Raw genomic sequence first — 26,975 nt, forward strand, 5'->3', positions numbered from 1 at the left:
TAAGCCTTCCTGCACGTACTGCTGTGCTGCAAGCACGGCATCACGCGCACGTCGGCCGGGCCGGAACCCGTGACTGTGTTCGCTGAAAGTGGGATCGATCAGCGGTTGCAGCACCTGCAAGAGTGCCTGCTGAATCAGACGGTCGATCACGGTGGGTATCCCCAGTTCACGCTCGCTGCCATCCGGCTTCGGGATGCCGACGCGCCGCACCGGCAGGGGCCGGTACGTGCCTTCCATCAGCTGTTTCCTGATGGAGGGCCAAGCGTGCTTCAGGTGTTGTCCCGTCTTTGCGATATCCAGACCGTCGACACCTGCGGCGCCCTTGTTCGCCTTCACGCGTTTCCATGCGCGTTGCATGTTTTCCCTCGCGAGCGCTTGCGTGAGCAAGTCTCGCCCTGTGCCTTCCCGTTCCTGTCGCGGGAAACGTGTTTTATCGCTGATCGCTTTGGACGAGGTTTCACCCCGCCTTACCGCGACCCGCTCCGCTGTTGCGGACATCTGATGCCGTACACGACTCATCGACAAGGTGTCGACACTCCTACTCGTTCGGCCCTTCACCCTCAAAAAAAACGGGCTACTACGGCCTCTGCTGACTTCTCGCTCCGATTTTTTTTCGTCGCCCTTTCAGGCGCAAGACGAGATCTCCCCAGGTAGGAACGCACTCCTTCACTGCACAACCGCCGGATCTACGCCACTTCGCCTTGACCACAAGAGCTTCGCGGTGATTGGCCCGCTCGCCCTGCTCGGTAGCGCCTTGTATCCGATTCTTGTTCATCGGCTCGCAGTTTCGATTCACGCTTCCTTCCCACGGTCGGTCGCCCTTCCGCAGTTGCGCTTCGCTTCGCTCGCTGTGGTCAGCTTGCGGGAGGACTTGCACCTCCAGAAGTGCGCCCATGCTGGGCGCACCAAAACAAAAAGGCCAGCTGAACGCTGGCCTTTCCGAAAAATCCTGGTGGGCGGTGCAAGTTTCGAACTTGCGACCCCAGCAGTGTGAATGGGGCGCTCAAGTTCCCTCGCTCCATAGGGGAGCTGTGCTTTTTGCGCCGGCTAATAATATCATTTTGGTGGAATATTTGTGGAATTCGTTGTCACGTAATTGACTACACAAAATACGGGTGTGCATCCCACGTAAAATTCCAGGCGCGTTGAGGTAAGATCAACCCGACCTTAATGGTTAGAAGTAGCACATCGGTAATGCAGCAATACCTGCGCATCAATTTAAACTAATGTAGTTTACATACTACAGGGCGCCAATGCCCTTTGCCTCCAGAGTGGACAGTCCCCCGTCAGTCCCCTCGTCCGTCGGCTGCGGATGTTCTTGGCGTTGAGTTAAGGGTGTGGTTGAACTGAGCGCGACGCCATGGTCGATGCTGGCTCCACTGGGTCATGTCGAGGAGTCGTTTATTGGCTGCCAAATTGGTTCCAAAATAATCGGACGGATTGCCTCCATGACCGACTTTTCAGCCAGCCAGCGCGCCTCGCCGACACCCGCCGGGGGGACTGCCTTCTACCGCCCTTAACGCGACGCCAAGGCGCGTATTTTTTGACATTGCGCGGCCTATCTGCTATCCTTCCAACGCTAGATCTGCACTCTTTACCCGTAACGCGTTAAGATATCTAACGCGGAAGCGGCCAGTAGGGTCTGTTTATGCGAAGCTGAAGAGAGCGCCGCCGATGCGGCACACAAAGCTCGGAAGGTCTACCGTAAACCGAAACAGTGAAGTTTTTGCTGCTAGCCGAAAAGCGGGTTGCCAATGGGAGATTGGCCCCGCTTCTTCACTTCTACTTTTGAAAATCGTTCGCGAAGATGTTCGCGTGTGTTTGTCCAACGATCTTCACTTCTTGCCAGTGGCATCCCAAGAACGTCCCTTTGATGTGCGTGTGGTCCTTGTAGGCCTTCGTCATGTTGTAATGGTATTTCGTCGGTATTTTCCATCCGAATCGAAAGTTGCCGGAAATTTCGCAAAGCGGAGTGTGGGGAGCGCCGGTGTCAAACTGGCCATGGTCTTCAGGCCCATAGTCGAAGTGCTTTTTTTGATCATCTTGAAAATACTTCTTTGGCTGCCCATGTTTAGGCCGCCGGGGACCATTGCGCTTCATCAGTCGCGCCAACAGGCTTGCGAAATTTCTATAAAACAGATCGTCGGTGCCCTCTGAAGCGCACAAGTAAGCGACTTTTCTCAATTCATCAGCGTCAAAATTGTTTAATGGCAAAGCGAGGGCTTGCATACTGCCCTTGTCGAGCATATGCGGCAGCAAGCGAAAATAGTTTGACAGCGTCCTCACCGCGATCGCAGTAAGCGCACTCATTTCAACTTCTGCCTTGATTTCGCCAACGAAACAAGACGTTCGGAGCCTTGCAGACATTCTCGCCAAATTATCCGTGAGCAGACACACGCCGTCCCATCTGTCCAACTCGCTCAGGATGAACTGTTCGATCGCGAATTCGGCTCCGAATTCTATGGCGCGCACTTCGATTTCGGCCCTCAGGCTCTTGAACGCTTCAGTATTGCGGAAGGTGTGCGGAACGAGCGCGCTTTTGGCGGACATCACCATATCGCGCGCGGGTTTGTTGTCCGATACGAGACACAGCAGAATTTGCATCATTTTTCAAGCAATTTGACCATAACTCCAACAGGAATCACTACTTGCGACCTCTCATGCTCAGGCAGAAGAGCCAGGCAGTCCAAAAAATCCAAGGTTTTCGCCCTAGTTCTTGGCCGCCTGGCATGCACCGGGGCGGCAGGTGCCACGGGAGTGGGGTCGAGCGGTTCAAACTTGAATCCTTTTCCCGCGGGCGCCAACACTACCCTGGAACTCTGCGTGGGATGTTCAACCACTTCATAGCGACCTTGATTTTCCGTGGCTTTCGCAAAATTTTTCAGGGATCGCTCCCCTAAAATCTCTCTGAAATTGGAAAGGGTTTTGTCCAAGATTCGAGGGATGTTGGACAAATAAATCGGTGAGTCGGGCCTCCAGTAATCGTTTGCTACCGCGCTGAGCGCTTCAATAAGCTTCACATCGTTGTTCATTATTTTTCCTAAAATTAAACTGGCTCGGCCCCTCCGAATGCGCTCGCGATGAGCGCGCCCGAAGAGGTTCCACTCGATGCCTGCGCATCGCGACCTGAGCGGCGATGCACGGCGCGCCATGCCGATCATCCCCGCAAGCTTTCTGGATTGCATCAATCAAATGAGCGCTTCGTCACCTTCAATTGATCGCAGTTTTCCAACACAGCGCGCACAGTGTGGTCGTCGAAGCCATCTGGCGCCGAGGCTTCGATCTCGATGGACACCTTCACCTTTACGCCTGGCTTTTGCGTGAAGAGCATCAGCACCTCTTCCGCGATGTCCGAAAACTGCAGCTTGGCCTTCACCGGGTCAAGCTCGGCCGAACCAAAAAACGACGTCTTTTTGACTGCTGGCGCGCTGGCCGAAGGCTTGGAGCTCTCCGAAGCGTCTGCGCCTTTTCCAACAGGTTTCGTCTCCTCGCCTCCCTCATCGCCTTGCGACTGCCCTTGCGGTCCGTCTCCTGTCAAGCGAGGCGTCTTCTCTTCCAAGCGAGCCCGCCTAGCCGCGTCTTCCTCATCCAGTTGGGCCGCAAACCCGGACGCTATGGCCGGCTGGATGAGCAAAAGAGTCTCGTCAAGAATCGCGATGGCACGCTCGCCAAAGTGGAAGCCTTGATATCGGTCGTCCTCGATGCCATACGCTATGCCAAAGAAATCTCTTGAATGCACGCCCGCGTTGATCGCCGCTCGGTAGGTTTCCGAATCGCGCAAGCGTGGAAGATACAGATAACAGCAAGTTTTCTGCCACACATCGAGAGCGCCCACTGCAGGGGCATCCTTCCAGAACCACGCGTGCAACATTTTTGAAAGATGGACTGGGGCCCACTCGGCGATGAGCAACTCGTGCTCCCTAAGGATTTTCTCAATCTCTTCCGTGCGGTTGATTGCCGATGGGTTGACTTGGAAATGGTCCCACTGAACGTCTCCTACCCCTTTGCCCAGCCTCGCCTCTTGCGAGGGAACCAAAAGCCATTTGTAGGTCTCGCGCACCATTCGGCCCATCGCCTCTGTGGCCAGCTCCAAGCTTTGAGAGGCGAGCTTGCTCTGATGCTGGTCCAAATTGAGCCGGTCGTCCTTGACGTCGGCGACGATGGAGGACCAAGCCAGCACCGAAGTGACTTGGTCTTTCAAACGTGGAACGCTGTCCGCGTCAGGAGCCAGGAATATCAGCCTATTTTGTTTCTGCCGCGGCAGTTCGCCGCGCGCCTTCAGCACGGAGGACGCTGCGTCAATCGCAGGGGACTGGGCCGCGCGAGCGAAAGTGGCCGTTGGCGGCAACACCACCAGCCGCAACGACCAGTCGTCGGGCACGTCGGCGGACGGTGTGAACACGTGGACGCCCCCAAACACGCCGTTCGCGAAGCGCAGCTTGTCCTTGATGAACGGGTAGACGTGATCTTTGAGGTCGAAGCGCCGCTTGCGGTCCTCCATTTCGCGCCGCAGATTCGGACGGACGTCGAACCAGAAGCGACCATTCGCGCTGTTCAAGTATTGCAACCGATCGACCAACGCCCGCGCCCCATCCCGGTAGTGCCCAACAACTTGCCCGGGCTGGGCCGCGCCAAGCAAGACGCGCTCGAGCTCGACGCCGCGATGGTGCTTGGCTCCACCAACTACACCCGCGTCGGGAGCGGAGCCCAAGAACACTGTCCGGGCGAGGCGCCGGCAGGCGTGGATGGCTCCGAACAAGGGTTTCGCGTTGTCCATCTCCGTGGTTTCGGCCCGGTCCCCGTCAATGTCGCGCTCGAGAACTGGATCCCAACCCGGCGCCAAGTAGTAAATCGCCTCGTTGCGAGTGTCGGGATCAAAGAGCGGAAGGGAGCCCGGCTGGATCATCAAGTCATTGTTTCCCGAGGTCCAAAGCCTGTGGATTACTTTCGCCATCAGCTTCAACACGCCGCGCGTGCGCTGGAAATTGTCAAGGGACGACCAGTCTTCGTAAAGGCGGTCGAAGACTTCAGGATGGATAGGATAGGATTGCTCCAGCCTCTCCAGATATTTCGCCTCTTGCGTCCCGATGGGGAAATCGCCGGCGTTCCCAGCATAGAGATCCGCATACGCTTTGCACACCTCGTCGGCGGCCAACGGATCGCTCACCTTGGCGAAAAGCCGCCGGCGCACAATCTCAAATGCCTCCTCGGTCGCCACCGGCTTCCAGAGAGCTTGGACGCGGCCAAACCAATGCTCCAACATCCGCAAAGCTTTCACGCCCTGCTGACTTCCCGCCTCGCGATCCGAAAATGGAAGCGATGCTAACAAAATCGCATTGGGCACAGCCTTGAAAGCCTCAGTCAACGCTTGAACGAATGAGATCTGGGTGTCGTAGGTGCCGCCTGAGAGCGACCTGCCCTCCTCGAACTGAGAGACGTAGCGCACCAACTCATCGACAAGCACAATGCACGGAGCCTGCGCCGACAACAAAGCGGTCAACTCGCCCTTGCCCGGGGCCGTGCCACTCTCGTCGGCCTCCTTGACCAACCCGTAGGCTTCCGCTCCGCCGAGCTGCCACGCTAGCTCGCCCCAGAGCGTTTTGACCGCGACTCCGTCACGCAGGCGGGGCTTGCTGGCCAAGCCCAAGAGTTCGACGCCATCGAGGACCGCTACACGCGCCTTGGGCAGCTCCGTAATCTCCGCCGCGTTGAGGATGGGGGGAACCCCCTGCAGCTTGGTGGCAGGCGTATCCCCCCGCGCGAGGTGATAGACCGCCAGCAGCGTATGGGTCTTGCCGCCTCCAAAAGCGGTTTGGAGCTGCACGACCGGATCGCCTCCGCGTCCGGCCAAGCGCTTCACCACGGAGTCCAGCAACAGCCGCATGCCCTCAGTGATGTATGTGCGTTGGAAGAACAGCTCCGCGTCTTGGTATTCGGCCGTCGCGGTGCCTTGGTGAACGCGGGAAAGATCCGCCGCGAACTCCGCTTGCTGGAACGTTCCCTTCAAAACATCTTCGTGCGGAACGGCTATTTCTCGCCAAGGCTTAAGCGCCATGTGTCTACTCCATTAAATATCTAAGTCGGCTTGCGAGCCAATGTGGCCCTTTTCGTGGGAAGCGGCGTCGATGCTGGCCCAAGATGTGATCAGCTCATTGTAGGCCCGCGCGTCTTCGGCCCACCCCTTGCGCTCGCACAGCGTGTATAGGCGATAGGCGAGATTGCGGATGGGCTCCGCTCTTTGCGGCATCCTGGCCAGAAGCGAGCCGGCTGCAGCCTCTCCATGCGCTCTTAGGGCCCGAATGAGCTGGTGAAGAGCTTCCCAAACAGGGGTGTTGTTGTCTTTCTCCGGCAGCCAATCGGAAGGATATTCGAGCGGCTTCAACAGTTTCACCTTGCCGCTTGAAGCCAAAGCCACTCCAGCTTGGCGCACTCGCTCGACGCTCGTGCCCTTCGCCCGCGCCAAGACGTCCGCCTTTCCAAAATCCCCAGCCGCCCAACCTTGCTCGTCAAACCAGCTCATGCAAAACTGAGTGTCGCTATCGAAGTCGTCCTCTCCCTCCACAAGCATTCTATTGATGAGGGTCAGCGCCGTGTGAACAGTCATCTCGGTCCCGTCAGCTTCCAAAACGGCCGCGTATTTCGAAAAAATTCCCATGCCAGGCCCAATGACCGCTTGGGCCAAGTCGACCGGCGCCACGGGGGAAACCCCCTCGGAGCCGCCGATCATCACCTCGATCGCTTCGGCAAGTTGCTCTTTGAGCTCGCGCAGAAACTCTCGCCTTGAAATCGATGGGGCGTTTGCCTCGCGCTGGCGACAAACCAAGACGATGCTCGATGCCAAGGCATTGGCGCCGATGCCTATCGAGCGCGCGTCCCGCTCGGTGCGAATAGGCCACGTTCCCGTGATGGCAAAGCCTGCTTGCAGCACAGCCTCCAGAAAGGTTTCCCACCCCGTGTTGCCCGTGCCAAGATCCGTCGTGTCGGACTGTTTGAAAGCGTAATAGATCGTCGTGGGAAAAGCTGGATGAGCTTGTTTTGCGAGCTGACGCATGCCGCTTGTCATCCCGCTCAAGAAATACTCCTCCGCTTGGCCTTTCAGATCTTCCCGATACGGGCTCGCAACCAACTCCTCTAGCTTGGGCACGGACAGCGTGGCGAACAAGTCCGGAAACACCGGCCTCAAAGTTCGCCTCAACCATACATAGAAGAAGTCGGACAGGTCTGCGTAGCAAATGTTGTCGTAGTAGGGCGGGTCAGTCGAGACGACTTTGCCCGCCGTGATCGATTGGGCCTGCGCGTTGGCCTGCGAGCTCGACCCACTTGCGGAAGCTGGTATTGAAGTGGGAAGCACGCGACAAATCGCCTCCGTAATTTTTTCCACGCTTCCACTTGATCGCGCGAAGGGGTTCGACTCCGCGAAATCCCAAGTCATGGCGATCGCTTGCCTGCGGAAGGTGCTCACCACCAGCTCGTTTTTTGGGGCGTTGCTCCAAGTGCATAGCGAGGAATGGGTCTCCGCCATTTTTTCCACGATGAACGCCAAATAAACCGAGATCGCCTCAGCGTAGGCCACGGCTCCCCTGCCCCCGTCTCGAAGCGGGGTGGGATCGTCGTCCATGCCAGCGGCGGCCGCGTCCACGGCGATCTTCTGACGAGACTTGTGGATTAGGTCGGAAAACGTGCTCAGCGTGGCCGCCTGCCTGGAAGTGAAAAGATCGCCAAATGTGTTCATGCCATACAGCGGCATCTGGTCCCTGGCTTTCCCCACAAGCTCCTGCGTCGGCACCCATTCTGGTTTAGCTTGCAGCGCCGTTTTCTCATGTTCTTCCGAGGGCGGGAGGTAGATCCTGCCCCTCTGCCCCTCCGCCACGATCGCCAGAAGCTTGACGCCCATCCGGCCAGCCTGGGCCTCTTCTTTGATGTATTTCCCGTCAATTGAGGTGTTCGACAAAATGCAAACAAACCCGCTGCCCTTGCCCGGCACTTTCGTTCCGCTCTTGGCCGACGCGGGCGGCTTGCCGGACCTGATCTCGAAACGGTAGGAGTCTCCGTCCACGACCGGTTCGACATATGCTTCTTTGCCGGGCTTGCTCGCCAAGATGAATGTCGACGCCAACGGCACCTCGGCGTGGCCGAAGGCTGGATTGGGGCTGCGCACTGTGCGCGCCCAAATCCACGCGATCACCGTGGCTTTTCCGCGCCCCAATTCACTTGGCAGGTCGATAGACGGATAAAGATGACCTATGCACTCCAACGCTTGACTTCGCACCCATTCGCCATATCGGCGCACATCAGCGGCGAAACCCGCCGTCCCGGCCCAATTCTCAGACAAATCCATTTGCTGGTCGGACGGCAATGGGTCGCCCACAGGGCGGCGGCCCGCGAAAATAGGCGGAATCTCAATCATTGCCTTATTAATCAGCACTGGGACCGGATTAAGATCGGAAGCGAAGCTTTCCAGCCCAAGCCGTTGAGCTTCGAGAGGCAAAGCGCCGCCCCCCGCGAATGGATCGTGAAAAGCTGGCAAGCGAGCCGGGGCAAAAAGTTCGCGCGCCTGTGGATGCGACTTGTTCTGTTCGCAAATTTCCACCCAGCTCTTGATAATTTCAGCACGCGCCTCGGCCAAGACGGTCCCGTCATTAGTGTTTTCCCAAGTGACCAACCGGCGCATGATTCCGAAGAGCCGCTCTCGTTCGAGTTGCGCCTGCGCCTTCGTCATACCGGGCGCGTATCCGCGATCCCCACCCGGATCGTTGACCATCTGCGCAAATATTACAGCTCTGGCCGCGGCCAGTGGCCGCCTGGCCCACCAGAGATGAAGGGTGGATGGATGTCCATGCCGAATCGACTTCTCCCGCGCCGAGGCGGCGTTGATATCATCCAGCGGCAACGCCACTTCAATAAGCTTTTTAGGTGTCTTTACATTCTGCATTGCGATTGCTTCTATTGGGCCTAAACCCGTTTTCTTGGTGGCGTGGTCGCGGCAAGCTCTTTCGCTTTGGCTTCCAGAATTTCCGCCTGAATCATTCGTTCAACGATGTCGATGACCACGTTGAGGTCGTCCACAGTGGGCTGATGGCCGCGGTGCATCGCGGCGGACCCTGCGTCGATTGCAGCCGCGATAATCTTCCGGTCGCGTTTGCCAATCAGGTCCCCCTTTTCCAGAGCGTCAAGCCCCTTTGAGAAGTTGCCTTGATCTCCAACGGCTCGCCCAATGACGACGTCGATGACGGCCCGGGCGCCCATCATCGCTAGCCTTCTGCTGTCCGCGTGCAGAGCGGCGTAGACCTCATCGAGCATCCCGACATAGATCGACTCCACTCCGTCACGCCCCAGCCAAGCAGGCTTGCGGCGGGACACCCGAGGCGGGAAGAACGTCGGTTCATATGTCTCTCCCGGCCAGTCTTCGGAGCACCATTCGACTCGGCGCATGGCGACCTCTTCGCATCCGCCACATTGGACAATGGTCCAAGTGGACCCCGCTTCAATTGAATACTGCCCATCGTCATGGGACCGCGTCCGGGTAGCCCTGTGGACTATCTGATGCTTTGTATCCTGCCCGCACTCGTTGCAATGGGACCAGATAATTTTTGAATTGGACTCCGCGCTCAAAACGAGTCCTCCGCCGCCACTGCGCGCTTCAAGAGCTGATCGAGCTCGAGGTTCACGCTGGTCACCGCCCAATCTGGCTCTTGGGTGAAAGGGTTGCGCACATAATGCGGACCCTCGAAGCCCTCTCCGTCGACGATCACGATCGCAAGCAGAAACTTATCCGCCTGATTAAGCGCGTAGAGAATTTCGTTGCGCGTCACCGTGATGGTCGATTGGCCTTTGGCCCGCCCTTTCACTTCGATGTGGCGAGCCAATGGCAGCTTGTCGCCTCCAGCTGGAATGACCGCGGTCAAATCCCAACCGCACTTCTCCGCGGAGACGTCGATCACCTCATGACCCAAGGCGACCTCCGCCTTATTGACGGCGTCCATGGCGACGCGCTCGACGCGGGCCCGAGCCGCGGCGTCCGCCGTCCACCGGGCGCCTTCCGCCTCGCCGCGCCTCATCGCCAGTAATCCCGACGGAATCACCAATGCGCCGCCGATCACGACAGGCATGCCCGACACGACGTGCCGCTGAGAGCGCAGCTCTTTTGATCGCTCGTCTAGACGCACCGACAGCTCGTCGATGGTCCTGCGAGCGTTTTCCAGCGAAAGCCGCACCTCCTTGCCCGCTGCATAGTCCTTTCGCAGCTTTTCGTGGCTGTTGGTCCAATAGTCAATTTCTTTAACCAACCGCTCATGAATCGCGGTCAAGTTTTTGTCGACTTGTTCTTCGCGCCGCAGCCTCACCTCGTCGAAGTGCTCGGGAACCAGTTGGTCCGACGAGTGGGCCAATGCCGCAGCTTCCAGATCTTTCTTGATCCACGGGGCGCTGATTTCTTGCTCGACCAAAGCCTTGTCCATCGGGTCGATCGGATCGAGGTCCAAGTGCGGCGCCCAACCGGCGCTGCGCACTGTCCCGGCTTGGTCGATGGTCACGAACTGCAGACGGCGAGACGCAACCTCGCCCGCCTCGCCATCCTCCTTGACGGAGTGGTCGATGAAAAATAGCAGCTTTGGCTCGATGCCTTCGTCGTTGGGATCGACGAAGATCGCGCCTTGCTTGAGCTTGGCGCGGTGCTGCTCCAAGGTTAGGTCGACGATTGACAACATGAGCGGATGCGCGGCGTGCACCAGCTCGGCGGCCGGCTCGCTGCCCTTGCCTTCCACGCGGATGCATTCCTTGTCGAAACAGATCCTCTCATATTTCGTCACGACCGGATTCATGCTGCGGCGGGACCTGTTCTTAAGTTGGCGGTCGCGCTCACGAATCAGCGCGGGCACGAACGTGATCTCGTAGCGATTCGCTCCGCGCGAACGCACTTCGCCGCCCAAGCGCGAAAACGCTTGCGCGAAAAATGAGCGAATAAAGTAGGGTTGAAGCTTGCGGGCCTCGGCCTTCTCCATATCCTCCTTCAACGCGAACAGGCGCTGCGGCCCCATGACTTCTTGGGCCAACGCGTTGCGCTCCAAAATTGCCAGCAGTTTTTCCCGATCCATCGCACTCATCACCACCTCGCGCAGATGCTCCTTGCGGGCCGGGTCCTCGCCAAACCGAATCGCGTCGATCAACAACTCCCGAAGGCTGCGCCCCTCGAAAACTTCACCCAGAATGTCGAACACGCGTCCGCCTAGCGCCGCGCGCTCGATCTCGATCTTGTCGAAAAGCTTCTGAAACACGTCGCCTTCGCGCGTCTCCGCGGCCACGATGTTCCACAGATGGCACACCTCGGTCTGCCCAATCCTGTGGATGCGGCCAAACCGCTGCTCGAGGCGGTTCGGATTCCAAGGGAGGTCGTAGTTGACCATGAGGTGGGCGTTTTGGAGATTGACGCCCTCGCCCGCGGCGTCCGTCGCCAACAGCACGCGCGTGGCCCTGTCGTTGCGGAAGAGCTCCTGAACCTCCCGGCGGGCCTCCCGGGTCACGCCGCCATGGATCATGACGACGGCCTCCGAGCTTCCGAGCAGGTCGCGGATGCGGTCGGCCAAATAGTTCAGCGTGTCGCGATGCTCGGTGAAGATGATCAGCTTTCGCTGCAAGCCGTCGGCCTCCAACATTTCCGGAGTATTCTGAAGCAATTCGCGCAACTCTTCCCATTTTCGGTCGTGCCCGGAATTCGCAAGCTCCTTCGCTTGGACTTCGAGCTTGGCCAAGGTAAGAATCTCGGTTTCCAGTTCCGCGATCGTTTGCGCCGCCGTCGCCTGGTCGACGACCTCCTCCTCGAAAGCCTCGTAAGCCCCCGCCGGCATTTCGTCCTCGCTGTCCCAGATGTCTTCCGAGTCGAGGCCGGCCATCGTTGCCGAAAGCAAGCGGCCTTGGCTCCGCTCCTCCTCAACCCGGCGCACTAATTTTCGATGGCGCCGTTTGATGGATTGATAGATGGCCTCCGGGCTCGACGCCAAGCGGCGCTGCAGGGCGGTCAAGGCGAAGCCCACTGTGCCTTTGCGCTTGCCGTCGAGTTTGTCCGCGCGGTTCATCTCCTCTTTGACGTAGGTGGTCACGTCGTCGTAGAGCTCGCGCTCCAAAGGAGAGAGCTGATAGTTCGCGGTATAGGCCCTGCGCTCCGGAAACAGGCGCGTGCCGTCGAATTTGAGCAGGTCTTCTTTGACCATGCGACGCATCAGGTCCGTGACGTCTACGCGATGCGCACCATCTCGGAATTTCCCGTAGAAGCGATCCGAGTCGAGCAGCGACATGAAGAGCTGGAAGTCCTCCTCCTTGCCATTGTGTGGCGTGGCCGTCATCAAGAGGAAATGTCGGGTCACGCTGCCCAGCAACTGGCCCAACCTAAAGCGCTTCGTCTCGTTGACTTTCTTTCCATACCACGTCGCCGAGAGCTTGTGGGCCTCGTCCACCACCACCAGATCCCACTGCGAGCCGCGAATTTTTTCTTGAAGCTCATCGTTGCGAGCGAGTTGGTCGATCCGGGCGACCATCAAGTCGCAATCGTTGAACGCATTGCCGCTGCGCGTTTGCTGTTGCAGATCGCGGGAGAAGATGGCGAACGAGAGGCCGAATTTTTCGTCCATCTCGTCTTGCCACTGCTCGACCAAGCTGCCTGGGGCGACGATCAAAATGCGGACTGCGTCGGCGCGCATAAGCAGCTCGCGGATCAGCAAGCCGGCCATGATCGTCTTGCCGGCGCCGGGATCGTCGGCGAGCACGTAACGCAACGGCTGGCGAGGCAGCATTGATTCATAAACCGCCGTAATTTGGTGCGGAAGTGGCGCGACATTCGAGGTGTGGACCGCCATCATGGGGTCGAACAAGTGGGCCAAATTGATTCGGTAGGCCTCTGCCGCCAACTTGAAGTCCGCCCCATTGGCGTCGAAGCTCCATGGCCGCTCGGCTAACGCCACTGACAGGCTAGGCTCGTCAGCTCTAAACAGAACGCGTTCGCCCAACCGCCCATCGTCGGTTTTGTAGACGACGGAAAGTGAGTCTCCCAGCCAGTCAACGCTAAAAACGCGCGCTACCTCTCCTTGGACGATGCCGGAGATCACAGCGCCTTTGAGTATCGATTCGAGTTTCATGGGAACTTTCAGTGGCGAATTTCCAGGGATTGTCGACGCGGCGAGGCGATCGAGTTTTGCGCTGGACTGACAAACCCACCATTATAGCAATTTGCGCGAGCCAGCTTGAAGAGCTGAACGAGTCTCGCGAATGGGTAGAGCGCTGCTCTGCCCGGCATCCTGCAGGCAATGGCATGAATGCTGGCAGCTCATCGAAGTCCAGTCGGAATGCCCGCCCTTCGTCAAGCACGTTACAAAGTGCGTGCAGTCTGCAATTTCGGAGCGATTCGATTGGGCCTCGTCGTCATTTTTAATGAAGCTCAATGATTATGTTGATATATACTTTGTCAACAAACTTCACTGGCCAGGGCGCTCTGGCTTCGACATGAAACTAGAAATTCTCGGCCCATCAGCATGGCGCGAATACAGAGGAAAGCCAACCAGTTCTGGCATCAACGAAACCACGCACTTGGCGAAAATCGGGGACGCCCAAGGCCGATTGCGAGACTGCTTCGTGAAGCTGCTGCCTCCCCAAACACCCGCGCTGCTGTGCGAAGCCATAGGTTGGCTGCTCGCTCGCGCCGCCGCGGTTCCCTGCCCAGATTTTGCCGCGATCGTTCTTGTCCCCGTTGACGCTTTGCGTCAACACGGGCCGCTACCGTCGGAATACGACAAGGCCTCCCTCGCCCCCGCTTGGTGCAGTGAGATCGTGGCCGGCAATTCCGTGAGGCAAGTTCACAAGATGAAGTTCTTCTTGGCGCGCTCCGCTTGCCTGCGCAGCAAGGACGCGCGCAAGATCGCGGCCTTTGATCAATGGAGCGACCTGCGCGACAGGAATTTTGGCAACGTCATACATTCGTCCAAAGGCGGCTACGTCGCGATCGATCACGAGACGCTGCTGCACGACCTGTTGTGGCTGAGGTGCGGCATGAGCTGGGAAGAGCGCAGCCTGCTTGAAAACGCGCGCTCGGCGCTGGCCGGGGCCGATTTTCAACGCTTCCAATTGGACATGGCCGCGGCCGCGGCTTCGCATGGCGCGGCGTTGGTCGACGCCGAAGCCGACATTGAGGAGACCTTGTCTCGACTGTTCCCCGCCCAAGGGCCTGAGCTCTTTTCCGAAATCACCGCCTTGCTTCGCGAGCGATCGGCGCCGGGCTGGATGGCCGACAACCTGAAAGTGATCGCATGAGTCAAAACAACGTATTTTCGGGCCTTGGGGGTTTCGATCATTTGAGCGACCTGGCCGTGGAGCCTCCGAAGCCATCGTTCACCGGAGCTTGGGCGACCGTCGAACTGCAGCCGGATGTTTTCGTGCCCCAGCGGTTCACCGTGGGCGTCGCCGTCCAGTCGCCAGGCGGCCGGCTGCACTTCAAGCTCCTCGACGACTTCCGCAAATTCGATTGCGTATACCAAGGCCGATTCTCCCAGCGATCAGCCCGGGAAATCCTCGCGCATGCGGAGCAAAATTTGCGGGTCGCGGCGCAGTCGAAGACCCAACTGGCCGAAATGCGTTTCGAAACGAGCGCGCTGAGCCTATCCACGCCAAGTTTCACGTCGGGCGACGACCACGAAGCTACGGTCGAGCGTTTGTTCGACGAGGTGGTCGTAATGGGGCAAGCCGACGCCAAGAAAATTAAAGAGTTTGAGTCGATCGACACGCCGCGCGCGCGTCAATTGGTCAACGCCGAGCTTAAAAAAATCGCGCAGATGGACTTTGAGAAAATCGCGCGGTCCGACAACCAAGGCCTTCTTCTTGATCAAGGTGGAGTGACGCACTTCTTGGATTTGAACCTGCTGACGGAGCGCGCGTGCGGCAGCGTGGCATCGGCCGTCTACAAAACCGCCCAAAGCGTCGAGTTGAACCTGCTAAAGACCAGCCGCGACTTGACGACCTATGCGAGAGTCCACGATTTCCATGACATTGGCTTGTTCCTTCTTCTGCCAGAGCCGGAAACTCTGCCCACCAAAGAATACCGCCGCATCACCGAAGTCATAGCCGACCACGAGTGGAAGTTGGAGCGCGACGGCTTTCGAGTGGTTAGCCTTCCCTCGCCAGCCGGGCTCGCCTCTGAGATCTATGATTGGGCGCTCCCGACAATACGCCCTCAGTGATTGACCAACGCGATAGCAAAGGATTCCAATGAGCCAGCCCCAGCCACTTACATATGAAGTAGTAAAGGAAGAACTGCTTCGCCTAAAACCTTCAGTGTTGCCGACGGCTTTAGAGCACTTCATGCAAGATGTTTATGCGGACAATACGGAAATTGCGGCAAAAAAAATCTATCGTCTTTACCAGTGGCCATCGGTCCTCGCAAGGCTTGTTGGTCCAGCGGTTATCACTGCAAGCGACATGGAGGAGCTCCAATGTATTTTTTTAGCTGATGGGCTCTCCGATAAATTCCGTGCAAAGTTGGCCGAAGCATTGAAACACGGCCTTGAAAATGGACAAGGAAGCCTTGCCTACTACTTGGAGCGCGTTGAGTTATTTTGGAAGGTTGTCAACGCTTTGCGCTCACTTCCTGACATGGAGTTTTCTGAACTGACTCTGCTTGAGGCCGAAGCAGATTTTTTGAATGACCCATCAGTCGACGAGAAAAGATTGGAAGCCACCCTCCGCAAGAAAAACAGCTTCAAGCCCAAGAACTGACCGCCATTATCTAGGCGTTGGCGATTCGTTTTCTTCCTCAGCCCAATCCGCCAGCACGCGCAGTTCATCATCGCGCCAGCAAATGGCGGTGTTGGAGCGAAAGGACATCAACGCTAGAACCAGTTGGCACTCATCCCAGTTGAGTTCTCGAAAAAGCGAACCAACGTCGACTGCGTAGTCCATTTTGTTGCCAACGGCGAGAGCTATGCGGGCAAGCAAGGGACGATTTCGACCCGCTGCCGAGCAGCCCTGGTAATACTTGAACTGGACAAAACAGTGAGACGATTTTTCGCTTGGCATGCCTAGCTCCGAGATAAAAAAAGGGTGACCTTGCTTCGTATAGCGCCAGCTTGCGGCGCGCGCAAGTCCGCTCCAGGGATCTTGGCGGAGCGGCAATCCCATCTGAGCTGGCTTGCCGTGTGCGAAACAGTCCCGCCACACAGCCAAGCCTGATGCCGCATGCCCAAGAGCGCGCGCAATTTCGCCGAGGGTCTCCAAGACGTCCCGATCTCCGTCAATTATCAATATCTCCATCGCATCCCGACATGCACATCCACATTAGCGATGTGGATTATAGCGAAGCGTCCATGTCCAGAGGCCGATCCTGCTCGCTTTTCGCTTTGCCAAACGCGTCAGGGCCGATAATGGGAACGCTGGGCGAGCCGAACGTCATGCCAGAGAAACCCAAGATCAAAAGCGCCTCCTCCCGCATCGATTTCGCAGACTCGCTAACGGGTGGACCATGCGATGGGATCGACTGGCGACATCGCTTTGAAGGCCGGCCGCGCGAAAAGGAATCCTTGCATCAGATCGATGCCGATCCCTAAAAGAAAATCGCGCTCGTCGAACGTCTCCACGCCTTCGGCGAGCGGAACGATGTTGAGTTTGGAGCAAAGGCTGACGATGTTCTCAACGATGATTTGCTTGGTCTTGTTGGAGTCGACGTCGCGAATAAGATCGATGTCGATTTTTACAATGTCCGGCTGAAAGCGGGCCAAGAGATTCAGGCCCGCGTATCCAGCGCCGAAATCGTCGATCGCGGTCTTTATGCCAAGCTTTCGGTATTCTCGGAAAATCCTCACGAGCATCTCAGGATCGGCGACCTTTTCGCTTTCGGTGACTTCGAAAATCAAACGCGACAGCGCGAAGCCGCAGTTGGCGGCCGCGCGCAAGGTCCGCTGAATGCAGGCCCGAGGATTGGCTACGCCGTTGGGGATGAAATTGATCGACAGCGATTCGGGCATGCCAAGAGCGGCCGCCTGCTCAATCGCGCGAGTTCGACACTCTTGGTCAAATCGATATCGGTTTTCCGGGGTCAATTGCCCGAGCACCGAATCCGCCGATTCCCCTTGCGCTCCCCTGGCCAGCGCCTCGTGGGCGAAAATGGATTGGGCTTTGAATGAGACAATCGGTTGAAACGCGAACTCGAATCCAATGCGCGGAATGTCGTCCCCGCATTTGCCGCATTCGCCTTGACCAAAAACACGAGCTTTGACCACATGCATGACGTCCTCCAGCGCTCCAATCGTGGCTTGCGCCAGATTGCGCAAAGTCAAATTGATTCTACTCTTGAGGAGATCGAGGACAGGAGCGTGTATGCGAAAAGTCACATGAATTTTTTACCGGAAAGCCAAATCGACAATGGCATTTTTTTAAAACTGAGAAATGCTCGACACATTGGACGACGATCCACCGAAATGCCTGAGCATTATTGGCCGCTTACCGCCACAGCGCTTTCATTGCAAGCGATCCTGTCTCGGGCAAGTCGCTTGGCTCGATCGAGCGCTTTGTCCGCCGCTTGAAAGGTTGGCCGAGCGTCTTCGCTGTTAGCATGGGCGAAGGCAACACTGACAGCGGAACGAGTCAGCCAGCGGCGCCTTGGCCAACCGCTTGATTTCTTCCGCCCCGTTTGGCGCGATACAACGCCAAATCGGCTTTGTGAAGCAGGGTCTCGAAATTGTCGTTGACCAAATCCGCAGCCACCGCGCCGATGCTGGTGGTCACACGTCTCGGCGTTCCATTGAGATCGAATGGCGCCTCCATGGCCTGGATGATTTTCCCGGCCACCCGCTCGGCCTCCGCGGGCTGCTCAAGGCCTTCGAGCAAAATCACAAACTCGTCGCCGGCCAAGCGGGCGACCAAATCCGTTTGCCGCACGCAATCTTTGAGCCGCCGGCTGAATTCGACCAACGCCGCGTCGCCGCCCGCGTGGCCTAGCGTGTCGTTGACCTCTTTGAACTTGTCGATGTCCAAGTAGAGGCACCCCAAGGCGCAACCGGCGCGGCGGCAACGCGCCAAGGCTTCCTCGACCCGCTCCCGAAGCTCCACCCGATTGGCCAAGCCGGTCAGATCGTCGACGCGGTTGAGGGCCCAAAGGCGCCGCTGAGTTTGCTTGAACGCGGTGATGTTGGTGACCATCGCATAGCAACCCACCACGTTGCCATGGGCGTCGTAATCGGGCTCGTAAAAATGTTTGAAGAAAAGCTCTTGCCCGTTGTCCACGTATCGACGCTCCGCCTTGACGCGCTGCCCGGACAAGGCTTGCCGAATGTCGCCGCGAAGCGTCGCGTAGATTTCGGGGCCATACACCTCCAACACGGTTTTTCCTTGAGCCGTCCTGGAAGGGTAGCGAGTGAGTTTTTGATCCGCGGCGTTGTGAAAGACAAAACGTTCTTCCGTGTCCAGATACGCCACCAGCGCCGGCATGTTATCCATGATCGCCCGCAGGCGACGATCGCTGATTTCGAGCTTTCGGCGCGCCTCGCCCATGTCGGCCAGCAGCGCCCGCTGTTCGGCTTCGAGCTCTTCAAGCCGCCAAAACCGCAGCAGCGCCAGCTTGCCGCTGAGCCAGGCGACCGTCAACAGCAAGGCAAGCGCCACGACCGCCACGCCCAAATCGCCGCGCATCTTGGCCCACCACGGCTCGCGGGCGAGCCCCACGCCCACGATCATGGGAAAGCTTCCCACCCGAGCGTAAGAAAAGATTCGGCGGTCGCCCGTGATCGGGCTCACCGTTTCGAGGCTTCCGTTCCATCCAAGCAGTCCCATGTCATTCACGGCGCTGGCGACGTCCAACCCAAATGTTTGCTCAAACAGCGGCGCGCGGGCGATGATTTTTTTGTCGGTCGCGGCCATGGTGATCGACATGTCGCGGTTCAAGCGGGCCAAATCGAACACGTCGGCCACTTTGGCGGCGTCGATCGACGCGACGACCACTCCACGCGTCTGGCCGGACTTGGACACGACGGGGCGGCTCAAAAAAAACACCCGGCGGCCACTCAATCGCCCCACCAAAGGCGAGCCGACAAAGTAATCGGCGCCGCGCGACGCGACAAGCCGCGCGTAGTAAGGTCGGTCGGCGAATGAAGTGGCGCCCATGACCAAGCCGTTGCTCGACGCCAAGCCCACGCCATGGGCGTCCACATAGAAAAACCAAAATCGAGAATCCCCGGTGCCCATGGTCGACGACAGCAGCGCGCCGACCTGGGAGGGCTTGATCTCGGAAGCGTCCAGCTCCCCGATTTTCTCCACGCATTTGCGTAGCGGCTGGTCCGCCGCCTCGACCAAATCCGCGACATGGGCGGCCATCGACCGGGCGATCACTCCGGTCATGGCGAGTTCGGAATCTCTGCTGGCTTGGTCGGCTTGGCTGATTTTCCACGCGAGCAAGGACACCAAAAGGCCGGCCAGGATCGCATAGCCCACCGACAGCTTTTGGCGAAATTGATAAAACCCGCGATGTATATCTTCCACGCCAGCTCCCCGCTCGCGCTCTTTCCGCAATCGGGATTGAGATCACTTTATCATCATATGCTCAAGGAAAATTAATGAGCGCAAGATACAAAGCCTTCAAGGCCGAGTGATTTCATCAATTTTGCCGCGCCTTGTGAGCCGCATGAAGGTCGGCCTCGGCGCTCGCGCCGCGAGCCCGGCGATGTTGTATTCGAAGAACTCGGCGGCGCCACGCCGGTCCAGGCGTCGCGAGCCATCAGCTTGCGGAAGATCGACGCTTGATCGTAGACGACGCGCCACTCCTCTCCATGTCGACGAACCGCGACGCCTAGCCGTCGGCGACATCCAAACATGCCAGGCGGCCGCAGGAGCAGACATCCAGTTTTAGGTAGAGAACGCTGTTGCCATATGGCGCCTGCGACATGGGCACGGCGTCTCCGATGTGAGGATCGCCGAACATATCTCCGCCGCAGCGCCTCCACACGCATCCCTTGAGATATGATGACAAACTTGAGAAATGTCGGATACACACTCCCTGGGATGTTTAACGCATCTAACTTCAAGAATAAGGAAAAAACATGGATTTTCCGTCCACCGATTGCGAACGTTATGTATTAAATCATCTGAAAATTGAGAGGGCTTCGCTCATTCCATTTGGCATCTTGCAATACATTCACGCCGCATGCCGGACAGGATTTCCCAGTCTCCACATTGCTGTCCACTGCGCTCGCCTCTTAGCTTGGCCAAAAGTCTTCGCAAAATTGCTAGAAAAATATCCAAATCTCTCTAGCTTGCCGAACATTGAACGTGACTTGCAGGGGATCCATTTGGTCAGCGGGCCTTCATCAAGAAGATTCCTAGAACGACTTTCGAGTTATCTTCAAGCGATCGAGGGGCATGACGATGACGTTAAGATGCTGGAGCAAAGGCTGAAAGATCGAGCCGAAAGAACAAAGGTGTGGGAAGCGGTCATGGAGATCAGCAAGGAGGTCAACAACACCCGATTTGAAGAGGAATTGCGCTTCGAATACGAGGTATTCGACATGTCTCTTGAGAACGTCCAAAGCCAGCTTATGAAAATGGCAGACGCGGAAGCCAATGCCGATTCCAATGCGAAGCCGAAGCTCTAACGCGATTGACAACGACATTTAGGAAGTTGGACTGCTACGCAGCCCAACTCATGAGCAATTCTTTTTGCGAGGCGGACCATTCAAAAGGGGCGCTGGCAGCGAGAGACGCCAAAGCCAACACAGACTGACATTCTCGCCATGGCAACCGGCGCACGACATCACCCAAGTCGATTGGATAATCGTCTTGACATCCTCCCAAGTTCAATGCAATCCGAGCAAGCCTGGGGCGAAAATCGGATTTTTCGACGCCTTCAAAGAATACAAGCTGCCCAAAACAGGGGGATTTCGTTCGCGGTTTAGCCATCGTCACGCTCCAATATTTGCCTGTCCAACATAGCGCAACTCTTGGGCGTTTACAATCGCCGATGCGCGCTTTTTTGCTTTCCACTCCTGTTGGCCGACATAGTCGGCACCCAGGATGGCCTAGCGTAGTCGGAAAGCCACCACCCCGCGGTAAGGACGCTCACTTCCGCGCCATCATCATGTCGTAATGGGGCAAGTGCTCGGCGCGCTCAAAAATCTTCTTGAAAATCTCGACCTGATCGTCGATCGCTTCCTCGCCAAACGCGAAGTGGGCATCATCGTGGGAAAAATGGGAGCCATCGTTGACCCACGAAAGCAGCGAATGGCACGCCAGCTTTTCTCGGCCGTCGAACTTCTCACAAAGCTCGTCGAAGTCCACGCCGCCAAGGATCTTGAAATAGTGCTCCAAAATCCTTCGCATCGTGTTCTGGATCGTCAGCGGATTGCGCTCGTCCTTGCGAACCTCGTCCCACAGCAGCTCGTAGGTTGTCTTGACCGGGTTTTCGGCGAAACATTCGAGCCGCGCTCCAGTCGCCGATTTGCGGACGACCCAGTAGCTGCGCGCCAGGTTGCGCACAGCTTCTTTGCCGCCTTTTGCCGCGCCTTTGCGCGCGGGGCTCGCGAAGCAAACCTCCTTGTGGAAGTAGACATTGTGGGTCAATACGAACACCTGCTTGACGTAGCCGCGTCCGTATTTCATGTCGTCGAACAGCGAGCGAATAAGGCTGCTGACGATGAAGAGCACGTCGCTGTCCATGCTCGACACCGGATCGTCGAACACGACGACGCGGTCCCGCGCCGCTCTCGCTGTCGCTACCCTTGATCAAGTGGTAGAAGTAGAGGAACGTGACGAAAGATTTTTCGCCCTCGCTCAACGAATGCTTCGCGTCCTTGCCATCATGCCGCACCAACTTGTAATGCGGCTGGTCGCCAGCTTTCGCCAGCGTGAACGTCTTGAAACCGAAGGACTTGAGCAAATCGTTGATGGAGTCGACCGTGGGTTGAACGGTGGTGGCCTTCTTTTCCAGCTCGCGCAGCTCCCGCTCTGACTTTGCCTTCGCGTCCTCGGCGATCTTGATCTGACTTTTGAGGCTGGCTATCGCCGCTTCGATCGCCCTCTTCTTGCGGCCATAGGAGTCAAGATCGACGGCCATGTCATCGAGGATGTGGCGCCAAACCTGAGCGACGAGCTTCGTCTTCTCTGAGCCGATGCTGTCCACAATCCGGTTGTGCTCGGCCACCTTGGCGTTGGCAGCCTCGACCAAGTCGAAGATGGCCGCCAAAGGGTCCGCGAGCGACTCGAGCTGTTGAGGCGCGCTTGGCTCTTTTCGCTTGTTGACCAAGATGAGGGCGTTGGACCGAAGCTTGGCATCGACCACCGTTTGCTCCAACGAAAACGCCGCCTTGTCCAAGAAGGTTGATGTCGACTGCTTAATGGCATCCAAGGCGAACAAAAGCGATTTGTTCTCGCGATCGTAGGACGCCTGCAGGTTGGCGATCGCTTTGGTTTCTCGCTCGAACGTCTCGTCGAAATAGCTCTCCAAGCTGGCCTTGAGCCCCTCAGGCGCGGCTTGCTGACAAAACGGACAGTTCGGCGCGCTGTTCTCAAAGTGCGCTTGGCCAGCTTTGACCCAGTCGCTGTGGCCGAGCCGGTGGATCACCTCGGCGATGTCCACGTCCTCTTTGCCGACCACCTTCTTCGCGAGGATGGGGTCCGCCTCCAAGGCGACTATGCGCGCAAAATCCAGCGTCGGAACTTTGACCTGCCGCTGTGGCGCCTCGCCGAACACGGTGGCCGCGCGCCCCGTTAGGTATTCGAGCGTTTGCGGCTCGGCCGTGTTGGATTGACGCTGCATCAATAGACGTTCTTTGAACTTGGCCGCGTCATTCCTGACGCCAGCAAAGGCCTCCGAAAAGACCTGGTCGTGCTTGCGTTTTTGGGCCCAGCACTGATCTTTGAATTCGGCTTCCAAGTCGGCAAGTTCTTGCGCCTTGCCCGACTTTTGAACGAGGTCCCCAAGCGTGTTCGCGCGCTGCGCGATGTCCTTGACGTAGCGGTCGACCTCCTCTTTTTTCGCCTTGATCGCGAGCTCGTTGGCGATGTCCTTTTCGCCAAGCGTGAATATGCCTTTGAGGTTGCCTTCCGGGCTGAAGTTCGCGTCCACAAAGTCCCGGTTGTAGACGAGCGGCTGCATTTCGATCCCGTCTCGCCAAGCGATCGAGCACTTCGCATGTTCAGGCTTGAACCTGTTAGCCACCACCCTTCCGATAGTGGTCTTTCCGGCGCCGTTGGTTCCGAAGACAAAGTTGATGTCTTTGAGCCCGGCCATCGTTTCGCGCTTGGCGTAGGTCGCCACCTGGTCAATCTCAAGGGTCTCGATCATCGAGCGCAAACATGTCGTTGTAGAGAAATTAAATCCTACACCGAAACAGTTTCCGATAAAACACCAAGCATTATCAATTTTCAAAAGCGATGGTTTTAAGCAACGCAGCGATATTTCTCAACAACTTCGCCTGTGAGCTAAGCATCCGCGCCGCGTGAAAGCCCGATCACCGCATCGCGACCTGCGCCTCTGGGGCCTAATCGTTTGATCGTCCATGGGCCGTGATGAACATGTCGACATAACCAGCGCGCAGATGCTGTAACGGCGCTCGTCACACGGGCTGCCTCGCGGCTTCAACCCCACAACAACGGCGGGACCCATGGCCCTCGCCAGCACGGCATAGCCTGCTCGCTAGTCGAAATTTAAGCCTAAATACTTCGAAGCTATGAGATAAGACCGTCAAAATATAATAAAATAAATATGCTAAATTTCGCTTCGTCGAATCCAGGACCTTATGAAAATTTGAACTCCTCGGACTTGCATTTCATATAAAAAGGATTTTTCTATGAGCGTTCCACGTAACATTCAAGCATATAGGGATGACAAGCGATTTTCAGCTTGTCCGCGCGCTTTTTTGGTGACTGGAAAACCTGAAAATCATCAATTGAATCAATATTTTATTGACAAAAACCAATCGGGGCACTGGATTTTTCGAGAAGACCGCGGCAAAAAAGGAGATGCGATCTTTATTTTGCTACCCAGCGCAAGTGGCAATGGAGGATATCCGCGCGAGTTGTTCGGAGGCGTTCTGAAAGCTGATCCCGAAAGAGAATCCGAATTTGGAAGAGTGTTGTTTCATGTAAAGCGCTTTCATCGCTTGGCGCTCATCAATGCTGAGATTAAGCGATTTTTAGGGGGCCGCATGCCTCCACAAGGAAATCTAGCGATATCGATATGGGATGATATCCAACGTCCAGAACTATCTCAGCCAGCCCCGAGCATGATTGACGAAAGCGGGGATGAAGAAAAACACTACCCTGAGGGAACTGAAAAATTCTTTCTCCACAGAAAAATAGAGCGCAGCAATCCAGCAGTGAAGCTCGCCAAAGCCAAGCGTTTTAAAGCTACTGGCAGACTCGAGTGCGAGGCATGTGGTTTTGACTTTGCGAAAGTTTATGGCAAAGACGGAGTAGGTTTTATTGAAGCTCATCATCGCATTCCAATTTCGTCTAGCAAAGCTCCCAAGCGTGTTGGGGCAAAAGACTTTGAGCTCGTTTGCTCAAACTGCCATCGCATGCTGCACCGGATCAACCCATTAATGACTGCGAAAGAATTGAAAGATCATCTTTCGGAAATTTTAAAGAAATAGCGTCTCCAGATATTCACTTGGAGAGAAGATCGCATTCATATCATTTGTCAAATCCACACATTGTGAAACCAAACACGCAAACGCCATCTTTTGAAGATGGCGTTTGCGTCGAATGCAGGACAGAATCAACAGGCCTTCAAAAAGAGCGGATGCGCCGACCCTATTTTGCTTCCTTCGATGTTGTATTCAAATAACTCGACGGCGCCTTGCCGGTCCATGGCGTCGCGAGCCATCAGCTTGCGAACGATCGTCTCTTGATCGTAGACGACTCGCCATTCGCCCTCCACGTCAGCCATGCCCAAGATGGCGTCGTCGTGGCCGTCGACGAACGTCAACGCCTCGCCCTCGGCGACGTCCACGCATGTCAGCCGGCGACAGACGCAAGCCTCCATCGCTTCCCCGCAACATGCGCATTTCGCTCGTTGAAAAATCATCACGCCCTCCTCGCGTTGTCGTATTCTTCCACCCACTCCTGGTGCTCGGCCATGCCCGTCCGCTGCTTTTCCAGCCCAAGCATGTAGGCGGCCATGAGGTCCGCGTCCTTGGCCGCCGAGAAGATGGCCATGGGATCGGCCGCCACGACTTTCACCCAGTGCCTGAGGTAGGCGGCGTGGTTGTCGATGTGCGCCTGCGACACCGGCACGCCCGTCTCCGCCGCCAAGATCGCCGAGCAGATTTCCGCGCGCAGCTCTTCGACGGCATAAGCGTCGTCGCCCCACTTCTTCGCAAGCGCTTCCTTGCGATCCATCCGCTTCGCATGCAACGTGCTGTGCGCCGCTTCATGCATGGCGGTCGAGTAATAATCGTGGACGCTGTTGAACTTTTTCTTCGGCGGCAAGCGCACTTCATCCAGCTCGGGAAGGTAGCAAGCTTGGGAGCCTTTGTGCACGATCAGCAAGCCCGTTTTTTCTTGCAGAGCCGCCATCACCCCCTCGGCGCGCTGTATCGGATCGAATTCCAACCCCGACGCCGCCTGCAGCTCGGGGACGCCGTCGATCTGCTGGGCGTTGAACACCGTGTAGCGTTTGAGCGCGAACGCGCGCTGCCGCTCCTCGCCGCCTTGCTCGGCTGCCTGGCCGCCCGCGTCGGCGCCGCTTTGCGCCGCTTCGCGAGGGCTCAGCTCCACCAGCTTGACGATCTGCGTCCCCTTTTCGCCGCGGCGCACTTGCCATTTGTTCGCCTGGGCTTGCTGATACGTCATCCACCGCGGATCGTCGCGCCCGGAGAGCGCGAGCAAAATGCGATTGATGCCGCGGTAGGCGTTGTTTGAGGTGGGATTCACAGGGCGCAGCGATTGCGAGCTCCATGGCTTTTGCCAAGGCGTGTCGCCGCGCTCCATCGCGTCGATGAGGGTCCGCGCGATGTCGGACTTCACGTCGACGCGAGGAGCCGGAGCTTCGCTTTGCGCGCTCATTGCTGGCCTCGCGCGCTGTCGTTCGAACGATCACCCGCGGCGCGGCCTTCGAACGCCAGGGATGGCGGCGACGCCTGAGTCGGCGCGCCGCCGCCTTCGTCGTCTTCGCCCAGCTTGGCGAAAAGGGAGCAGTCCCCAAGAGCCGCCCACTCGGCGTCGGTGAAAATCGTCCCGCCATCAAGCCTCGAGACCCGCCGGCCTCGGGCCTGCGTGGCCCAGAGCGTCTTGAGCCTCGCCAGGATCGCCGCGAGCTTGTCGCTTCCAACGCGGCTGCGCTCTTGTCCGCTCATGCGCCTCATGTCATCGGACCGCGCCGGGATAGGCCAGCCCTGGCCGAACCTCGATCCGCAATCTTCGTCCCGCTCGTCGAAGACATCGCCCGCCTCGCTTCTTTGCTTTCGTCCCGCCATTTTTCTCTCCGCTGCGCGAGCCCCCATGGGCCCCGCGCGAATTGCTGGCTAAGCTCATGCCCCGGCCATCCAACCGCTAGACGGCGCCCTGCGACATGCGCCGGGCTCGCCTGCTTGAACGCGCCGACTCAGCCCTTATATGACCCGTGACATTTTTGTCATCAACCAAGGAGCCGACATGCCGAACGTGTTCATTGAGCCGATGCCCAAGGGCGACACCCCTGCCACGCCCACCGGATATCAAATCGAGTTTGAAGACGGCCAAAAAGCCGCCGGCCCCTTCAAGACCCAAAAAGAGGCCATCGACGAAGCGAAGCGTCTGGGGCACAAGCCGTTGGTGGCTCATGTGAGGAACACCGACAAAGGCAAACGCGATCAGTGGCGATCCGCTGACTGAATCGCCTCGCCAATCAAAGCTTGCGCCGCAGGCTAAGAGGCATCAGTAACCGGAATCCCTTGGAACATTCCATCGAACGGAAACGCGTGGGCAACGCTCGCTAAGAGCTGCCCAACCTGATCTGGCTGCCTCGGAAGCTGTGA

Annotated in this window: 20 protein-coding genes and 2 pseudogenes; 7 read left to right on the plus strand and 15 right to left on the minus strand. The window is 57.5% G+C overall.

The features are described 5' to 3' along the window. Positions 1-3: 3 nt before the first annotated feature. The 7 genes and pseudogenes from HH212_RS22775 to HH212_RS22805 all read right to left on the minus strand — a co-directional run. Positions 4-525: pseudogene (locus HH212_RS22775) on the minus strand (group II intron reverse transcriptase/maturase); the annotation flags it as partial. A gap of 1,257 nt (positions 526-1,782) precedes the next feature. Next, on the minus strand, positions 1,783-2,607 hold the full coding sequence (locus HH212_RS22780; RefSeq protein WP_170204578.1) for a hypothetical protein: 825 nt from the start codon (positions 2,605-2,607) through the stop codon (positions 1,783-1,785). Further along, on the minus strand, positions 2,604-3,032 hold the full coding sequence (locus HH212_RS22785; RefSeq protein WP_170204579.1) for a hypothetical protein: 429 nt from the start codon (positions 3,030-3,032) through the stop codon (positions 2,604-2,606). Before HH212_RS22785 ends, HH212_RS22780 begins: the two co-directional genes overlap by 4 nt. Positions 3,033-3,184: 152 nt before the next feature. After that, on the minus strand, positions 3,185-6,055 hold the full coding sequence (locus HH212_RS22790; protein WP_170204580.1) for an ATP-binding protein: 2,871 nt from the start codon (positions 6,053-6,055) through the stop codon (positions 3,185-3,187). Positions 6,056-6,067: 12 nt separating this feature from the next. Beyond that, positions 6,068-8,932, minus strand: coding sequence for a DUF1156 domain-containing protein (locus HH212_RS22795; protein WP_170204581.1), 2,865 nt, complete (start codon positions 8,930-8,932; stop codon positions 6,068-6,070). 20 nt (positions 8,933-8,952) lie between these two features. Next, entirely contained in the window at positions 8,953-9,432 is a 480-nt protein-coding gene (locus HH212_RS22800; protein ID WP_229217419.1) for a DUF4145 domain-containing protein, read from the minus strand. A gap of 176 nt (positions 9,433-9,608) precedes the next feature. After that, positions 9,609-13,127 carry a helicase-related protein gene (locus HH212_RS22805; protein WP_170204582.1) on the minus strand — a complete coding sequence of 1,173 codons (3,519 nt, stop codon included), beginning with the start codon at positions 13,125-13,127 and terminating at the stop codon, positions 9,609-9,611. 292 nt (positions 13,128-13,419) lie between these two features. Here HH212_RS22805 and HH212_RS22810 point away from each other — a divergent pair, with 292 nt between their 5' ends. Genes HH212_RS22810 through HH212_RS22820 form a run of 3 tightly spaced genes read left to right on the plus strand, consistent with a single transcriptional unit; the run spans position 13,420 to position 15,753 of the window. After that, positions 13,420-14,295: a hypothetical protein gene (locus HH212_RS22810; RefSeq protein WP_170204583.1), complete on the plus strand. Its 876-nt coding sequence runs from the start codon at positions 13,420-13,422 to the stop codon at positions 14,293-14,295. After that, complete coding sequence (locus tag HH212_RS22815) at positions 14,292-15,218, plus strand: hypothetical protein (RefSeq protein ID WP_170204584.1); 927 nt, start codon at positions 14,292-14,294, stop codon at positions 15,216-15,218. The genes HH212_RS22810 and HH212_RS22815 overlap by 4 nt, the downstream gene beginning before the upstream one ends. A gap of 28 nt (positions 15,219-15,246) precedes the next feature. Continuing rightward, positions 15,247-15,753 carry a hypothetical protein gene (locus HH212_RS22820; RefSeq protein WP_170204585.1) on the plus strand — a complete coding sequence of 169 codons (507 nt, stop codon included), beginning with the start codon at positions 15,247-15,249 and terminating at the stop codon, positions 15,751-15,753. Between the two features lie 6 nt (positions 15,754-15,759). On the opposite strand, the gene HH212_RS22825 is transcribed toward HH212_RS22820, so the two are convergent. Continuing rightward, entirely contained in the window at positions 15,760-16,251 is a 492-nt protein-coding gene (locus HH212_RS22825; RefSeq protein ID WP_170204586.1) for a hypothetical protein, read from the minus strand. Between the two features lie 230 nt (positions 16,252-16,481). Then, positions 16,482-17,258 carry an EAL domain-containing protein gene (locus tag HH212_RS22830; protein WP_170204587.1) on the minus strand — a complete coding sequence of 259 codons (777 nt, stop codon included), beginning with the start codon at positions 17,256-17,258 and terminating at the stop codon, positions 16,482-16,484. Here HH212_RS22830 and HH212_RS22835 point away from each other — a divergent pair. Then, entirely contained in the window at positions 17,253-17,555 is a 303-nt protein-coding gene (locus HH212_RS22835; protein WP_170204588.1) for a hypothetical protein, read from the plus strand. The two genes, HH212_RS22830 and HH212_RS22835, sit on opposite strands and share 6 nt — an antisense overlap. A 61-nt stretch (positions 17,556-17,616) precedes the next feature. On the opposite strand, the gene HH212_RS22840 is transcribed toward HH212_RS22835, so the two are convergent. Then, positions 17,617-19,506 carry a sensor domain-containing diguanylate cyclase gene (locus HH212_RS22840; RefSeq protein WP_170204589.1) on the minus strand — a complete coding sequence of 630 codons (1,890 nt, stop codon included), beginning with the start codon at positions 19,504-19,506 and terminating at the stop codon, positions 17,617-17,619. Between the two features lie 557 nt (positions 19,507-20,063). Here HH212_RS22840 and HH212_RS22845 point away from each other — a divergent pair. Then, positions 20,064-20,615 carry a hypothetical protein gene (locus HH212_RS22845; RefSeq protein WP_170204590.1) on the plus strand — a complete coding sequence of 184 codons (552 nt, stop codon included), beginning with the start codon at positions 20,064-20,066 and terminating at the stop codon, positions 20,613-20,615. Positions 20,616-21,078: 463 nt separating this feature from the next. Here HH212_RS22845 and HH212_RS27635 read toward each other — a convergent pair whose 3' ends face one another. Both HH212_RS27635 and HH212_RS22850 read right to left on the minus strand, forming a co-directional pair. Then, positions 21,079-21,675, minus strand: a complete 597-nt coding sequence (locus HH212_RS27635) for an AAA family ATPase (protein WP_255486854.1) — start codon at positions 21,673-21,675, stop codon at positions 21,079-21,081. Positions 21,676-21,781: 106 nt separating this feature from the next. Further along, positions 21,782-23,302: pseudogene (locus tag HH212_RS22850) on the minus strand (AAA family ATPase); the annotation flags it as partial. A 505-nt stretch (positions 23,303-23,807) separates the two neighbouring features. Between HH212_RS22850 and HH212_RS22855 the strand changes: the two are divergent. Then, positions 23,808-24,611: an HNH endonuclease gene (locus tag HH212_RS22855; protein ID WP_170204591.1), complete on the plus strand. Its 804-nt coding sequence runs from the start codon at positions 23,808-23,810 to the stop codon at positions 24,609-24,611. A gap of 125 nt (positions 24,612-24,736) precedes the next feature. Here HH212_RS22855 and HH212_RS22860 read toward each other — a convergent pair whose 3' ends face one another. From HH212_RS22860 to HH212_RS22870, 3 genes are read right to left on the minus strand one after another with little or no spacing between them, the layout of a single operon-like run. Next, positions 24,737-25,045, minus strand: a complete 309-nt coding sequence (locus HH212_RS22860; protein WP_170204592.1) for a hypothetical protein — start codon at positions 25,043-25,045, stop codon at positions 24,737-24,739. Next, positions 25,045-26,025, minus strand: coding sequence for an ArdC family protein (locus HH212_RS22865; protein ID WP_170204593.1), 981 nt, complete (start codon positions 26,023-26,025; stop codon positions 25,045-25,047). Before HH212_RS22865 ends, HH212_RS22860 begins: the two co-directional genes overlap by 1 nt. Continuing rightward, complete coding sequence (locus HH212_RS22870; protein ID WP_170204594.1) at positions 26,022-26,435, minus strand: hypothetical protein; 414 nt, start codon at positions 26,433-26,435, stop codon at positions 26,022-26,024. The genes HH212_RS22865 and HH212_RS22870 overlap by 4 nt, the downstream gene beginning before the upstream one ends. A 178-nt stretch (positions 26,436-26,613) precedes the next feature. Between HH212_RS22870 and HH212_RS22875 the strand changes: the two genes are divergently transcribed. Next, positions 26,614-26,832 carry a DUF2188 domain-containing protein gene (locus HH212_RS22875; RefSeq protein ID WP_170204595.1) on the plus strand — a complete coding sequence of 73 codons (219 nt, stop codon included), beginning with the start codon at positions 26,614-26,616 and terminating at the stop codon, positions 26,830-26,832. Positions 26,833-26,975 lie beyond the last annotated feature (143 nt).

Origin of the sequence: Massilia forsythiae (assembly GCF_012849555.1) — a bacterium.
Classification (GTDB): Bacteria; Pseudomonadota; Gammaproteobacteria; order Burkholderiales; family Burkholderiaceae_D; genus Telluria; species Telluria forsythiae.

Bases quoted from the DNA above. Each gene is read 5' to 3' on its own strand.
- HH212_RS22815 (WP_170204584.1), top strand. From the start codon at position 14,292: ATGAGTCAAAACAACGTATTTTCGGGCCTTGGGGGTTTCGATCATTTG.
- HH212_RS22800 (WP_229217419.1), bottom strand. From the start codon at position 9,432: ATGCGCCGAGTCGAATGGTGCTCCGAAGACTGGCCGGGAGAGACATAT.
- HH212_RS22875 (WP_170204595.1), top strand. From the start codon at position 26,614: ATGCCGAACGTGTTCATTGAGCCGATGCCCAAGGGCGACACCCCTGCC.
- HH212_RS22785 (WP_170204579.1), bottom strand. From the start codon at position 3,032: ATGAACAACGATGTGAAGCTTATTGAAGCGCTCAGCGCGGTAGCAAAC.
- HH212_RS22865 (WP_170204593.1), bottom strand. From the start codon at position 26,025: ATGAGCGCGCAAAGCGAAGCTCCGGCTCCTCGCGTCGACGTGAAGTCC.
- HH212_RS22780 (WP_170204578.1), bottom strand. From the start codon at position 2,607: ATGATGCAAATTCTGCTGTGTCTCGTATCGGACAACAAACCCGCGCGC.
- HH212_RS22830 (WP_170204587.1), bottom strand. From the start codon at position 17,258: ATGCATGTGGTCAAAGCTCGTGTTTTTGGTCAAGGCGAATGCGGCAAA.
- HH212_RS22810 (WP_170204583.1), top strand. From the start codon at position 13,420: ATGAAGCTCAATGATTATGTTGATATATACTTTGTCAACAAACTTCAC.
- HH212_RS22805 (WP_170204582.1), bottom strand. From the start codon at position 13,127: ATGAAACTCGAATCGATACTCAAAGGCGCTGTGATCTCCGGCATCGTC.
- HH212_RS22795 (WP_170204581.1), bottom strand. From the start codon at position 8,932: ATGCAGAATGTAAAGACACCTAAAAAGCTTATTGAAGTGGCGTTGCCG.
- HH212_RS22790 (WP_170204580.1), bottom strand. From the start codon at position 6,055: ATGGCGCTTAAGCCTTGGCGAGAAATAGCCGTTCCGCACGAAGATGTT.
- HH212_RS22835 (WP_170204588.1), top strand. From the start codon at position 17,253: ATGCATGACGTCCTCCAGCGCTCCAATCGTGGCTTGCGCCAGATTGCG.
- HH212_RS22845 (WP_170204590.1), top strand. From the start codon at position 20,064: ATGGATTTTCCGTCCACCGATTGCGAACGTTATGTATTAAATCATCTG.
- HH212_RS22860 (WP_170204592.1), bottom strand. From the start codon at position 25,045: ATGATTTTTCAACGAGCGAAATGCGCATGTTGCGGGGAAGCGATGGAG.
- HH212_RS27635 (WP_255486854.1), bottom strand. From the start codon at position 21,675: ATGGACAGCGACGTGCTCTTCATCGTCAGCAGCCTTATTCGCTCGCTG.
- HH212_RS22870 (WP_170204594.1), bottom strand. From the start codon at position 26,435: ATGGCGGGACGAAAGCAAAGAAGCGAGGCGGGCGATGTCTTCGACGAG.
- HH212_RS22855 (WP_170204591.1), top strand. From the start codon at position 23,808: ATGAGCGTTCCACGTAACATTCAAGCATATAGGGATGACAAGCGATTT.
- HH212_RS22820 (WP_170204585.1), top strand. From the start codon at position 15,247: ATGAGCCAGCCCCAGCCACTTACATATGAAGTAGTAAAGGAAGAACTG.